This window comes from Acidithiobacillus acidisediminis (assembly GCF_023277115.1).
Lineage (GTDB): Bacteria > Pseudomonadota > Gammaproteobacteria > Acidithiobacillales > Acidithiobacillaceae > Igneacidithiobacillus > Igneacidithiobacillus acidisediminis.
In genome coordinates this window covers 421591-434485 of the sequence record NZ_JALQCS010000001.1, presented here as the reverse complement: position 1 = coordinate 434485, position 12895 = coordinate 421591, and the positions used below count along the sequence as shown (strand labels likewise).

At 58.5% G+C, this 12895-nt stretch carries 12 protein-coding genes; 2 read left to right on the top strand and 10 right to left on the bottom strand.

Translation table 11 applies throughout. The annotated features are described in order from the left end of the window. Window positions 1-6: 6 nt before the first annotated feature. From M5D89_RS02230 to M5D89_RS02185, 10 genes are all read right to left on the bottom strand, one after another. A complete protein-coding gene (locus M5D89_RS02230; protein ID WP_248884107.1) occupies window positions 7-1122 on the bottom strand; it encodes an ABC transporter ATP-binding protein in 1116 nt (371 codons plus the stop codon). A gap of 3 nt (window positions 1123-1125) precedes the next feature. Then, window positions 1126-1968, bottom strand: coding sequence for a carbohydrate ABC transporter permease (locus M5D89_RS02225; protein ID WP_248884106.1), 843 nt, complete (start codon window positions 1966-1968; stop codon window positions 1126-1128). Then, the gene (locus M5D89_RS02220; protein WP_248884105.1) at window positions 1968-2858 is read right to left on the bottom strand and encodes a carbohydrate ABC transporter permease; all 891 of its coding nucleotides are present in this window, start codon (window positions 2856-2858) and stop codon (window positions 1968-1970) included. Before M5D89_RS02220 ends, M5D89_RS02225 begins: the two co-directional genes overlap by 1 nt. 73 nt (window positions 2859-2931) lie before the next feature. Next, window positions 2932-4212 (bottom strand): ABC transporter substrate-binding protein, encoded by a 1281-nt coding sequence (locus M5D89_RS02215; protein WP_248884104.1) that lies wholly within the window; start codon window positions 4210-4212, stop codon window positions 2932-2934. A gap of 22 nt (window positions 4213-4234) precedes the next feature. Next, entirely contained in the window at window positions 4235-5689 is a 1455-nt protein-coding gene (locus tag M5D89_RS02210) for a hypothetical protein (protein ID WP_248884103.1), read from the bottom strand. A gap of 49 nt (window positions 5690-5738) precedes the next feature. Continuing rightward, on the bottom strand, window positions 5739-6695 hold the full coding sequence (locus tag M5D89_RS02205) for an ABC transporter permease (RefSeq protein ID WP_248884102.1): 957 nt from the start codon (window positions 6693-6695) through the stop codon (window positions 5739-5741). Continuing rightward, window positions 6688-7461, bottom strand: coding sequence for an ATP-binding cassette domain-containing protein (locus M5D89_RS02200; RefSeq protein WP_248884101.1), 774 nt, complete (start codon window positions 7459-7461; stop codon window positions 6688-6690). Before M5D89_RS02200 ends, M5D89_RS02205 begins: the two co-directional genes overlap by 8 nt. Continuing rightward, complete coding sequence (locus M5D89_RS02195; protein ID WP_248884100.1) at window positions 7458-8366, bottom strand: substrate-binding domain-containing protein; 909 nt, start codon at window positions 8364-8366, stop codon at window positions 7458-7460. Before M5D89_RS02195 ends, M5D89_RS02200 begins: the two co-directional genes overlap by 4 nt. 22 nt (window positions 8367-8388) lie before the next feature. Continuing rightward, window positions 8389-9276 carry a ribokinase gene (locus M5D89_RS02190; RefSeq protein WP_248884099.1) on the bottom strand — a complete coding sequence of 296 codons (888 nt, stop codon included), beginning with the start codon at window positions 9274-9276 and terminating at the stop codon, window positions 8389-8391. A gap of 200 nt (window positions 9277-9476) precedes the next feature. Beyond that, window positions 9477-9668 carry a hypothetical protein gene (locus M5D89_RS02185; RefSeq protein WP_248884098.1) on the bottom strand — a complete coding sequence of 64 codons (192 nt, stop codon included), beginning with the start codon at window positions 9666-9668 and terminating at the stop codon, window positions 9477-9479. 187 nt (window positions 9669-9855) lie between these two features. Between M5D89_RS02185 and glpD the strand changes: the two genes are divergently transcribed. Together glpD and glpK are read left to right on the top strand one after the other, a co-directional pair. After that, on the top strand, window positions 9856-11358 hold the full coding sequence (gene glpD, locus M5D89_RS02180) for a glycerol-3-phosphate dehydrogenase (RefSeq protein WP_248884097.1): 1503 nt from the start codon (window positions 9856-9858) through the stop codon (window positions 11356-11358). Between the two features lie 30 nt (window positions 11359-11388). Beyond that, window positions 11389-12894, top strand: a complete 1506-nt coding sequence (gene glpK, locus M5D89_RS02175) for a glycerol kinase GlpK (RefSeq protein WP_248884096.1) — start codon at window positions 11389-11391, stop codon at window positions 12892-12894. The last annotated feature ends 1 nt before the right edge of the window (window position 12895 follow it).

Genomic DNA, 12895 nt, shown 5'->3' with positions numbered 1-12895 from the left:
GCTGCTCTACGCCAGACGCGCGCCGTTGTCGGGATCGAAAAAGACCGCGCGTTCCATGTGAAAGGACAGCGTGCAGGGCGCACCCAGCGCTACCCGGGCACTGGGATGGACGCGGGCGACCAGCGCATGACCGTCCAGGCGCGTGAAGACCAAGGTATCCGGTCCAGTAGGCTCGAGGAGTTCGGCGTTGAGCTCCAGGGTATGCAAGGCCTCTCCTTCCCGCGCGCTCCCAGGGTCGGTGATCTGTTCTGGACGAATCCCGAGGGTAATACGACGTCCCAACTGGGAGCGCAGCGCCGCCTGCATGCGAGCGGGCAGCGGGAGACGATTTCCGTCCCCTTCCGTGCCGGCAATCCGTAGGCATAACCCGGATTCTTCTTCCCGCGCTGTCACCGGCAGAAAGTTCATCGAGGGTGAGCCCATGAAGCCGGCGACAAAGCGGTTGGCTGGGTCGTTATAAATACTTTCCGGGCTGCCCAGTTGCTGGATCACTCCCCCATTCATTACCGCAATCAGGTCACCCATGGTCATGGCCTCGATTTGATCGTGCGTCACATAGACCATGCTGGTCTGCAACTTCTGATGTAGACGCTTGATTTCGCTGCGCATTTCGACGCGCAATTTGGCGTCGAGGTTGGACAGCGGTTCGTCGAACAAAAAGAGTGTGGGGCGCCGCGCAATGGCGCGGCCAATGGCAACACGTTGCTGCTGTCCACCCGATAGCTGGCGTGGGCGGCGATCGAGAAGGTGTTCAATTTGCAGCATGCGGGCGACATCCGTCAGGATCTGATGGCGTTCTGCCTTGGGAACGCGGCGGTTCTCCAAGGCAAAGAGGATGTTGTTCCGCACCGTCATCGAGGGATAGAGGGCATAGGACTGAAAGACCATGGCAATGTCGCGGTCCTTGGGGCTCTGATCATTGAGACGCCGGTCATTGAGCAGGATGTCGCCACCACTCTCCTGCTCCAAGCCAGCAATGATGTTGAGCAGGGTAGTCTTGCCGCAGCCCGAGGGACCGATCAGGACGAGAAACTGATTCTCTCCGGTTTCGATGTTGATGCCATGGAGGACCTCGTCCTTGCCATAGCTCTTGTGAATGTCGCGTAAGATGAGTTTGCCCATGTCTTATCCTTTGATCGCGCCGCCGGTCAGGCCGCGCACAAAATATTTTCCAGCCAGCAGATAGACCAAGAGAGTGGGTATCGCAGCGATGAGGGCCGCAGCCATATCGACATTCCACATATGCACGCTGGTCACGGTATCTACCAGATCGTTGATGGCGACGGTGACGGGTTGGTGATCGGTATCGGTAAAGACGACACCAAAGAGGAAGTTATTCCAGATCATGGTGAATTGCCAAATAGCGGTGACCATGATGATGGGCGTACTCAAGGGCAGCATCACGCGCCAGAAGATCCGGAAAAAACCAGCGCCATCCACGCGCGCTGCGCGCACCAGATCTCGCGGAATGCTGACATAGTAATTGCGAAAAAAGAGGGTAGTAAAGGCCAAGCCGTAGATGATATGGACCGATACCAAACCGGGGATCAAGGTGCCCGCAATATGCAATTTTCCCTGCACCCAGGCCATGGGCAACAGAATGATCTGAAACGGGAATACCGTACCCAAAAGAAGAAGATAAAAAATCACATTGGCGCCACGAAAGCGCCATTGGGTGAGGACATATCCGTTGATCGCGCCGATGGCCGTGGAGATGATCACTGCTGGGATCACCAGTTCGAATGAGTTGAAAAAGAACGGATGAATACCCTGATTACTGGCACCGATCGTGGCTCCGCTCCAGGCATGATGCCAAGCATAGAGGTAGAGCTGATGGGGCAATGCTAGGATGCCGTCATTGTAGATTTCGGGCATGGTTTTGAAGGAAGTGACCAGCATGATGTAGAGCGGTAAGAGAAAGAACAGGGCGGCAATACTTAGGGCAAGATACAGTGCCAAGCGACGCATCAGATTTTCCTCCGCGCATCCAGAATCACAAAGGGAACCACGACGACCATCATGATCAACAGCAAAATGAGGGCACTGGCTGCACCAACCCCCATCTCCCCACGTTGAAAGGAAAAGACATACATGAAAATGGTTGGCACATTGGTGCTGTAGCCTGGACCGCCACCAGTAAGGGCGATGATCAGGCCGAAGGCCTTGATCGCGAGGCCGGCACTGAGGATGAAGGCGACGAAAAAGGTAGGCGCTAAATTGGGAAGAATGACCCGCAGATAGATGCGCAGGGTGTTCGCGCCGTCAATTCGGGCCGCCTTGATGATATCGGGACTGATACCACGCAAGCCCGCCAAGAAAATCGCCATCATGAAACCAGAGCTCTGCCAGACTGCCGCAATGACCACGGTGTAGATGGCGAGATCCGGATCATCAATCCAGGCAAAATGAAAATGGCTGAAGCCGAGGGAACGAACAATGGCCTGGACCCCGAAATTGGGGTCCAGTAGCCAGCGCCAGGCGACTCCCGTCACCACGGCGGAAATCGCCATGGGGTAGAGAAACACCACCTGGAAGAGGCGTTCGCCGCGAATTCTCTGGTCAAGAAGAATGGCCAAAAACAGACCAATGGCCATGGAGATACTCACATATAGCCCGCCAAAGATGCCCAAATTGATCAAGGAGCGCCACCAGCGACCACTACCAAAGAGATCCTGGTAATTCGCGAGACCGACAAAGTGATTGCTGGGGAGGATGGTCGAGCGGGTCAAAGACAACCAGACCGTCCACAGAATGAAGGCGTAAATGAAAAAAATTGCTGCCAGAACCGTGGGGGACAGCATCAGTCCGGCCCAGACCTGGTCCCTGCCCCCAATACGCTGCATCCATGATTGTGACATCCGTATCCTTCCTCGGTGACGCGGGAAGGCACTTCGACCAAGTCGGAGCGCCCTCCCATCACGCTACGTGCTGTTAGTCCTGACTCTTTGCTACTTCCACGCGTTTCGCCATGGCTGCCGCCGCTGCCTGTGGACTCTCATTGGTGGTGTAGAAATGATCCAAGGAGTCGGTGAAGGCGCCAGTCGGTGGTCCATAGGTGGACATGTCCTGCGAGAAGCTCGGTACCAGGTTATGCTCCTTGCTTGCGGTGAGGAACTGCGCCCGGGACTTCAGCTGGCACGGGTTGTATCCCTTCAGGGACACGTTCATCAAGTCCGGAATCGAGCCCTTGTATTTGTTGAACAGGAGCTGGAACTTGGGACTGGTCATCGTCTCGGCCAGCTTGATCGTCGCCTCCCGCGCGGCAGCGGTATGCTGACGGAAGAAGATGAAGCTGTCGACATTGTAGATAAAGTCACTGGCGGTACCGGGGAAGGCCACACAGCCTACCTTCGGTCCTCCCGGCTCCACGCCCAGGAACTCAAACTGGCCGTTGGCCCAATCGCCCATGATCTGAAAGGCTGCCTGGCCATGGGCGACGAGGCCCGTATCATAGTTCCAGGTGCGACCTGCCAGGCTCTTCGGCGTATAGGCCTCGATCTGGCGCAGGCGCTCCAGGGCCTTGACCATGGTCGGGCTATCGATGGCCTTGGCATCGAGCTTGACGAAGACATCGCGGTACCAAGCCGGTCCCCCGGTTTCCAGGGCAATGGGATCGAATTCCGTGGCAATCATCCAGCCGTTGCCACCGCCGGCCATGGGGATAATCCCCTTCGCCTTGATCTTGGCGAGATCGGCCACCAGTTCGTCCCAGGTCTGCGGTGCTTCCTTGATGCCAGCCTTGGCCAATACCGCACGGTTGTACCACAGCCAGTTCAGGCGGTGCAGATCCATAGGTGCTGCTACATAGTTGCCCTTGTATTTCATGTAATTATCGATTTCGGTGGGGATATTCTTGTCCCAGTCGTCGGCCTTGGCGGCGGCATCGACATTGGCCAGCAGGCCGGTCTTGCCCCATTGCTGGATTTCGACGCCTTTGATCTGGGCCGCACCCGGAATTTCCCCTTCCATCAGGCGCGTCTTCAGGATGGTGCGGGCCTGCGCCCCACCACCACCAGCAATGGCATCATTTTTGATGGTCACGCCCTGCGCCTTCATCATCTGTACCAATACATTCATGGCCTTGGCCTCGGAGCCAGCGGTCCACCAATTGATGACACTCAGGGAACTGTTGTTGGCCAGAGCCGGCTCGGTCGCCAGGGCCGCCAGGCCAAGAATGGCGAGGGCCAGGGCTTTTTTCATTGGATGTTTCATGGTTGTGTTCTCCTCTGTTCTTCTAGAAGTGATATTTCAGATAGAAACGGTTGCTGAAATAGGGATTGCGATACTGCGGGTAATTGGCCTCGTTTTGCGCTATGGAAATATCGGTGTAGTCCGCCACGGTCAGGCCCGCTAACAAGCGCGAGAGGTTGTAGGAGAAGCCGACATCCATGGACCACAGTTTTTGATTCGGCACCGCCTCGCCGCTGGGAAAGCCATAGGCGCCATTGTAAGTGTAGGCACTACCACCGTAGCCATAACGTGCCACATAACGGATGAAGCTGGCATTGACCAGGAGCTTGTGCTGTAGGAAGCCAAAATTGCTGGCAATTCCATAGGCATAGCCGGGACCAATATCCGAGAGCCCTGTCTGCATGGTGGTGGTGTACTCCGTTCCGCTCAGGTCATTGTAGGGATGAATGAGGCCACCATGACGGAAGGAGTTGTAGTTGATCGGACTGTAATTTCCGACCAGCGCTACCGTGTCCTTCTCGTGCCCAAATTGCACGCCAATGCGTCCACCATAGATATGCGCATCCACAGATTCGGCGTTGAGTGCCCCGAGAAAATTGGTGCCCGACCCAGAGTTACCCTCGGCGATCATCTGGAATCCGGCAAGAACTGCTAGATTCTGGTCGATGGGCGCAGAAAAATTCGCCTGTCCGTAGAACATGTTGGCAAAACCATAGAAGTTATAGTCCCAGAGCTGTACGGCGAGGTGATTGCCGAGAAACGGCGTCTGATAGCGCAGGCCGATGGTATAGAAACCATTGGTATGGGCGTCGGTGTAGCGGTTGCCGGTCGTAAAGGTGGCGCTATAGCGGCTGGCATAACTGAATTCGCGCGCAAACATCAGGCTCACGGTCGCGGGGGATCCACTCAGGGTCAAGGGACCGTTACCCGCCCAATTGGCACTCTGCGGATGCCCGAGCACATCCCAGACGGCGGCTACACCGGTAAAGGCACGCGGGTTGAATGTGTAGTAATCCATGTTGGCATAGGGGGTATTGATGAACTCCCGTCCACCCCGGACGACCACCGGCCCATAGTGATACTGGAGATAGCCCAACCGCAGGATCGCCAAGCCGTGACTGGGGTAGGGACCAGTCAACTCTGGGTCTTCATGCTGATAAAAGCCCGTCCAGGTGGCAAAGTCACCACCCACCCCCAGGCTCAAACCAACAAAGGAAGGACTGTGTAAGTACAGATGCCCGCCCAGGGCCAGGGAGTGGGTGTCCTGAATGCTGTGGGCGTGATTGAGGTAACTGAAGTTGATCAGGCCGAGCATGGCCGAGATCTTTGTGCCACCGAGATCCTGCTCCAGGATTTTATTGCTCGGGATGAGGGAGTGGCTACTCGCATAGGCGGGTAGGGCGAAACTACCCAACAGCAAGGTGGCGGCCAGGGTTGCACTGGCGAGGACGGCTTGGCGCCGTAGTTTTGGTGTTGTGCGTGGTGTTGTTGTTTTCATAGTGTACTCCTCCGTGTTACCAGGGGATTGCCCCCCTATCGTGCAGCGATCAATTGCTGCTCCTTTTTCTCAGGTGGCCCATCATGACCGCCAGAAGAATAACGATGCCCTCCACCAATTCGGTGTAGAAGGGAGATATATTCAATAAAACCAGGCCATCGAGGATGGTGCTCAAGATCAAGGCACCGAGTACGGCCCCCCACACCGATCCGCGACCGCCGAAGAGGGAAACTCCGCCAATCACCACCGCAGCAATGGCCGGCAGCTCCTGCCCGCGGCCGGCATTGGGATCGGCGGTGGCAAGTTGTGCCGCGAGGATCACCCCAGCGATTCCTGCCGAGAGCCCCGAGAAGGCGTAGGCCAGGCTGCGCAGGCGGCGCACGCGAATGCCGGCGCGATAGGCAGCGGTGCGGTTGCCGCCGATGGCGTACAGATGCATTCCCGATGCCGTCAGGCCCAGCCACAGTGCTACCAGCACCACGACAAAGGCGGCAATCCAGATTTGTGTCGGCACTCCGAGCAGATGCCCTTCGCCCAGGGCATTGAAACCATTGGCGTTGATATTCATCGGTTCGCCGTCGGTGATGATCAGGGTCAGACTGGAGAAGATCGATAGCCCGGCCAGGGTGCTGATGAAATCGGTAACGCGCAGGTAATTGATGACGACTCCCTGTAGGGCACCGGCGAGGGTGGCGGCGAGGAGTGCGAGCAGGGTGGCGAGAGGCCAGGCCATGCCCTGCAGCATCAGGGTGGCGGCGATGGCACCCGTGAATCCGGCAATGGCACCAACGGCGAGATCGATGCCGGCGACGAGCATCACCACCAATTCACAGAGAGCGAGCAGTACCAGGGGGGCGGCGTCGATCAGGATGCTGAAGGCGTTGGCGGCGGAGACAAAATGCGGAGCGACAAAGGCCAGAAACACGAGCAAGCACAGGAAGGCAATCAGTACCCCTTGATCGACCATGGCCTGCACGACGGGATTATGGCGCAGATCGTTAGGCACGCGCTTCCCTCCCCACCAGCATGGCGCGTACCACGCGCTCTTCATCCAACTCTGTGGTGTTCCCTTCCAGGGCCTTCTCGCCGCGGGTCAGGACGACAATGCGAGTGGCGACACGCCAGACGTCCGGCATGGTATGGGTGACCAGGATCACGGCCACCCCCGACTGGGCCAGATTTTGAATGAGCTGGAGAATCGCCTCGTGTTCGCCCACCCCAATCGCTGCAGTGGGTTCGTCCATGATCACCAGACGTGCCTGCCAATAGGCGGCACGAGCAATAGCGACCGCCTGCCGTTGCCCACCGGAAAGTTCACCGACCGCTTGGCGCAGGGGCAGTTCGATGGCTAGATGCCGCAGTGCTGAGGCTGCTTCCCGGCGCATCTCTCGCCGGGCGAGGATGGGCACTGTCCCCAACAGACGTGACTTGCGCTCCCGTCCAAGAAAGATATTGGTGGCGACGTCTAGATTTTCCGCGACCGCCAGATCCTGGTAGATCGTCTCGACTCCGAGGTCGTGGGCATGGCGGGGATCAAACAGGGTCACCTTTTCGCCCGCCATCATCATCTCCCCACTCGTCGGGGGCTGGGCACCGGCAATGATCTTTACCAGTGTCGACTTGCCCGCGCCATTGTCGCCGAGCAGGGCGAGCACCTCCCCAGGATGGACCTCCAGGTCGATGCCGCGCAAGGCATGCACGGCACCGAAGCGTTTGCCGATCCCTCGTAGCTGCAGGAGCGCGGCGGGTTCTGACGGGTTTTGCAGATTCACGGGCGCTGACCGGGGGCATAGTCCATATGCAGCGGGACGGGCACAAAAACGGTCCCGCTTTTCACATAGTTGTACCCTGCCTCCACACCCAGGGCACCCATGACGGCGGGTTGTTGGGCGACGCTGAGAGAAATCTTTCCCTCTTTGACCAGTTGCGTCTCACCAGCACTGCCGCTGCCGATCATGGCAATGCTCAGGCCTTTCAGATGCCCCGCAGCCTGTGCCGCGCGTACGGCACCGATGGCCATTTGGCCATTTTCCGCGTAGATGGCGTTGAGATTGGGATGAGCGATCAATACCTCGCGCGTCACCGTGAGACCACCGCGGCGGCTGAAGTGACCGGACTGCCGGGCGACGACGTGGATGTTGGGGTAGTGCTGCAGGACCGACTCACAACCCGCCGTACGCTCATTGGTGGCGGACGCACCGGAAATCCCCAATAGCAGGAACAGATTTCCTTTGCCATGGAGGCGGTTGGCGAGGAACTGGCACGCCTGGGCACCGGCCTGGGTATTGTCTGAGGCAAAGTAGGCAATGGCATTTCCGCCATCTGCCTTGCGATCAATGAACACCACCGGAATGTGTGCCGCATTCGCTTTCTCGACTGCTGGGACCAGCGCCTTGGCATCGGTAGGGTTGATCAGTAGCAGATTAACCTTGCGGGCGATCAGGGTGTCCACCTGATTGGATTGGGTGGCGGAATCGTTGTTGCCATTTTCGATGAGCAGTTGCACCCCGAGCCTTTTCGCTTCGGCCTCGGCGCCGCTTTTGATGGTGGCAAAATAGGGCGTCATGGCCGAGAGCAACAGACCGAAGGTGTACTGGGGTGCGGCGGTCGCAGTGCTGAGCAGACCGACGCTGCTCAGGGCGGCAAGGAGTAGGGTGGCGGTCTTTTTGGCTTGCATGGGGAGGTCCTCCGAGTTGGGATTATTGGGAAGCCAGGAACTGGTCGATGGCTAGGCGTGACGGCATGGCGTCCTGTGCACCGAGGGCCGTGGCGGTCAGCGCCGCCGCGGCATTGGCACGGGCAATGGCAGTAGGCAAGGTTGCGCCTGCGGCCAGGGCGGCAACGAGGACACCAGCAAAGGCATCGCCGCAGCCCGTGCTGTCTTCGACAGCAACCGGGTGCGCTGGGAGGCAGCCCTGCCCCGTAGCGTTGGCCCATGCCGCACCATCCTTGCCCAGGGTGATGATCGCAGCCTGTCGACCCTGGGCCAGGCGTGCCGCAGCCTCCATGGCGGACGACACGGACGCGCCGAGGATTTGCGCTGCCTCCTCGGCGTTGACCAGCAAGATATCTGCCAGAGCGAGTAGCTCTGGGGAGATTTCTGCCGCTGGGGAGGCATTGAGCACAAAAGTGATCCGCTGCGCCCGACAGATACGGGCCGCGGCCGTGACGAGTTGCGGGTCGACTTCCAATTGCGCCAAGACATGGCTGGCACCGGCGATTTGTGTTTCCAAGTTGGCCAGGGGAATGTCACGGTTGGCGCCGGGATAGATGGCGATGCGATTGTCGCCAGAGTCTTCCACAAAAATACACGCCGTACCGGTGGGCAATTGGCTCCAGGACAGCGCACTCAGATCAATGCCTTCCGTAGTGAGAGCCTGATAGAGCCGGCCGCCGTAGGGATCCTGTCCGAGGCCGCCCAGCAGGCGGACCTGCGCACCGGCTCGACTCGCGGCTACGGCTTGGTTGGCGCCCTTGCCGCCGTTATGCAGACTCAGACTGCGAGCAATCCGCGTCTCCCCAGCTGTGGGAGCGCGATCGAGCCGCAGAACGAGATCAATGTTACAACTGCCGACCACGACCAACATGGACCCACCGCCGCCGAGACACGCCGGTATCCAGGGAATATTCGCCCTGATTCATGGCTTCTCCGTCTTTGCTAATTTTATAATGACCTAAAAACGTATAGTGCAGGGGAACAGCCCGCGCAAGAAATTTACCCAACGAAAAAATCAATGAGCTTTATTTTCTTCATAGATTCCTATTATTTGTGAATAGTAGAAGTTTTTTATAGGTCTTGATCGAGAATGGCTTTATGGAAAATTTCCGCCGCGAAGCTGCTCGCCTCTGGCGCGGTGGGTAAGATTTGCAAAGGCGTCGCGCCCTGCTCGCCCAGGGCACGCAAAAAGAGTACATCCGGCTGCCCTCTGGTCGGCGGCGCTGGTGAAGGCCAGAGAAGGCTGGTTGGTTTGGACGGCATGGATGCGGACTCCCTCGGCAAAAAGATCAAGTCTGCCTCGAATATAGATCGAATCTTGTACGATTATAGAAAAATATGCTTATAAAATGATCCATCTCCTTGGAAAAAATTTCTACTACAATGTTAAAAAAATGACACGTCTTGTGTCCGTGTAGCCCAAAAATAACTAAACACAGGAATGACCGATATGAACGAACTACGAGATATTCTGGTGATTGGTGGCGGGATCAATGGTGTTGGCATTGCGCGTGATGCTGTCGGGCGCGGACTTTCCGTAACCCTGGTCGAGGCGGACGATCTTGCTTCCCATACCTCCTCGGCCAGTACCAAGCTGATTCACGGTGGACTACGCTACCTCGAATACTACGAATTTCGCTTGGTGCGCGAGGCGCTGCAAGAGCGAGAACGACTGCTGCACATCGCGCCGCACATCATCTGGCCGCTCATCTTTGTCTTGCCGCAAGGTCCGCAAAGTCGTGCCGGGTGGAAGCTGCGCGCCGGCCTCTGGCTCTATGATCACCTTGCGCTGCGGCAAAGCTTGCCCGCCTCCCGCGCCCTGCGTTTTTCCCAGCATCCGGCAGGCAAGATATTGCAAGAAAGCGTCCGGCATGGATTCAGTTACTCGGACTGTTGGGTAGAGGACAGTCGCCTGGTGGTACTCAATGCCCTGGATGCGCGCGAGCGCGGCGCAGAGATCCGCTTGCATACGTCCCTGAAGAAAGCCGTCGTGGTCGATGGCCTCTGGCATGCCGAAATCGAGTCGGCAAACGGGCAGCGGGAGACCCTGCGGGCGCGTAGCCTGGTCAATGCCACAGGACCCTGGGTAGGAGACGTATTGGGACAAGCCCTGAATCTCCATACCCACAAGAGCGTGCGCAAGGTAAAGGGAAGCCACATCATCGTGCCCCGTCTCTACGATGAAGACTTTGCCTTCATCCTGCAAAATCCCGACGGACGGATCATTTTCGTCATCCCCTATGAGGGGAGTTTCTCCCTGATCGGCACTACCGATATCCCCTACGATGGCGATCCAGCACGGCTGGAGATCAGCCCGGAAGAGACGGCGTATCTGTGTGCCAGCGCTTCCCGCTATCTACGCAAGGCGGTGACGCCTGCGGATGTCGTGCGCAGCTATTCCGGTGTTCGCCCTCTGTATGATGACCACGCGGCCAATGCCTCGGCAGTCACGCGGGACTATGTCCTCGATCTCGAACAGGGACCGGGTGCACCCGTGCTCTCCATCTTTGGCGGCAAGATCACCACTTACCGACGGCTGGCCGAACACGCCCTACAGCTGCTCGAGCCCCTCTTGGGCAAGGCCGTCAGTGCGTCCTGGACAGCGACCGCCCCCCTCCCTGGGGGCGATCTCCCTGGCGCCGATTTTACCGCTTTTTACCAGCAACTGATTGCGCAATACCCGGGCCTTCCCGCCCCGCTCTTGCATCGCTATGGCCGCGCCTATGGTACTCGCGTTGCCCGTTTTTTGACGGGTGTGCAGCAACCAGCGGACTTGGGCGAAGACCTAGGTGGCGGGCTGTACGAGGCGGAGCTGCGCTATCTCGTGGAGCAGGAATGGGCACGGTCGCCAGAAGATGTCCTCTGGCGCCGATCTAAGCTGGCCCTGCACATACCCGCTGGGGCCGAGCAACGCTTGCGCCAAATTCTGGTGAAGATCGTCAGCAGCGACTGACGAGGAAAAACGAAGAGAGGAGTACAACCCATGTCCAACTATGTCGGGGCCATTGATCAAGGAACCACCAGCACCCGCTTCATCATTTTCGACCGCGAAGGCAAGATCCTCACGCAAGCGCAAAAGGAGCATCGGCAGATCTACCCACAGCCGGGATGGGTCGAACATGACCCCATGGAGATTCTGCATAACAGTAATGAGGTGATTGGCGCGGCTTTGGCGCGTGCCAACCTCAGCGGCAAAGATCTGCGCGCCGTGGGTATCACCAATCAGCGGGAAACCACCATCCTCTGGGATCGCCACAGCGGCGAGCCGCTGGCCCCTGCCATCGTCTGGATGGACACCCGCACCGATCAGTTGGTCCGCCGCTTCCTGCAAAAGCGGGAGCAGGCCTGGTTTCGAGAACGCAGTGGGCTGCCCCTGACCACCTATTTTTCGGTACTCAAGCTGCTCTGGATCCTGGAAAATGTGCCGGGGGCTCGACGCAAGGCGGAACAAGGCGAGGCGCTGTTCGGCAATATCAACACCTGGCTCGCCTGGCATCTGACGGGGGGCAAGGAGGGTGGCCTGCACATCACCGATGTCAGCAACGCCAGTCGCACCTTGCTCATGAATCTGCGCAGTTGTCGTTGGGATCCGGAACTGCTCGAGGAATTCCAGATTCCCCCCGCCTGTTTGCCCAAGATCGTCTCCTCCGGCGAGGTCTATGGTGAAATTCGCACCGCACCGCTGCGTGGTACCCCACTCGCCGGCATGCTGGGTGACCAGCAGGCAGCCTTGGTGGGACAGACCTGTTTTGCCCCCGGGGAGGCCAAGAATACCTATGGCACCGGTTGCTTCCTGTTGATGAATACCGGCACCGAGGCAGTCCAGTCCAAGGCAGGCCTCCTGAGTACGGTCGCTTATCGCTTCGGCGACGGTCCTACGCACTATGCCCTGGAGGGCTCGATCGCCATCGCCGGCGCGCTGGTCCAGTGGTTGCGGGATAATCTGCATTTCTTTGATTTTGCAGAGCAGATCGAGCCGCTGGCGCGTAGCGTCCCAGATAATGGCGACGTCTATATCGTGCCCGCGTTTTCCGGTCTCTACGCTCCCTACTGGCGCGAGGATGCACGTGGCGTGATTGCCGGTCTGACGCGCTTTGCGACCAAGGCACATATCGCCCGTGCCGCGCTGGAGTCGACCGCGTACCAAGTGCGGGATGTGGTGGAGGCCATGCAAGTAGATAGTGGCATTCCTTTACGCGCCTTGCGCAGTGACGGCGGCATGGTGTTGAACGAGCTACTGATGCAGTTCCAGGCCGATCTGTTAGCGGTTCCGGTACAGCGGCCACGCATTGTCGAGACGACAGCGCTGGGTTCTGCCTATGCGGCAGGCTTGGCAACGGGGTTGTGGCAGAGTGTCGAGGATCTGCGCGCTAACTGGGGCGTGGATCATGTGTGGGAGCCGCAGATGGAGCCCGCCGCGCGCGAGCGCTTGTATCACGCGTGGAAGAAGGCAGTACAGCGGTCTTTTGCTTGGGTGGAGGAAAACTAAC

Excerpts from the sequence above, each read along its gene's own strand:
- M5D89_RS02225 (WP_248884106.1), bottom strand. The coding sequence starts at position 1,968 with ATGCGTCGCTTGGCACTGTATCTTGCCCTAAGTATTGCCGCCCTGTTC.
- M5D89_RS02210 (WP_248884103.1), bottom strand. The coding sequence starts at position 5,689 with ATGAAAACAACAACACCACGCACAACACCAAAACTACGGCGCCAAGCC.
- M5D89_RS02185 (WP_248884098.1), bottom strand. The coding sequence starts at position 9,668 with ATGCCGTCCAAACCAACCAGCCTTCTCTGGCCTTCACCAGCGCCGCCG.
- M5D89_RS02220 (WP_248884105.1), bottom strand. The coding sequence starts at position 2,858 with ATGTCACAATCATGGATGCAGCGTATTGGGGGCAGGGACCAGGTCTGG.
- M5D89_RS02230 (WP_248884107.1), bottom strand. The coding sequence starts at position 1,122 with ATGGGCAAACTCATCTTACGCGACATTCACAAGAGCTATGGCAAGGAC.
- M5D89_RS02215 (WP_248884104.1), bottom strand. The coding sequence starts at position 4,212 with ATGAAACATCCAATGAAAAAAGCCCTGGCCCTCGCCATTCTTGGCCTG.
- M5D89_RS02190 (WP_248884099.1), bottom strand. The coding sequence starts at position 9,276 with ATGTTGGTCGTGGTCGGCAGTTGTAACATTGATCTCGTTCTGCGGCTC.
- M5D89_RS02195 (WP_248884100.1), bottom strand. The coding sequence starts at position 8,366 with ATGCAAGCCAAAAAGACCGCCACCCTACTCCTTGCCGCCCTGAGCAGC.
- glpK (WP_248884096.1), top strand. The coding sequence starts at position 11,389 with ATGTCCAACTATGTCGGGGCCATTGATCAAGGAACCACCAGCACCCGC.
- glpD (WP_248884097.1), top strand. The coding sequence starts at position 9,856 with ATGAACGAACTACGAGATATTCTGGTGATTGGTGGCGGGATCAATGGT.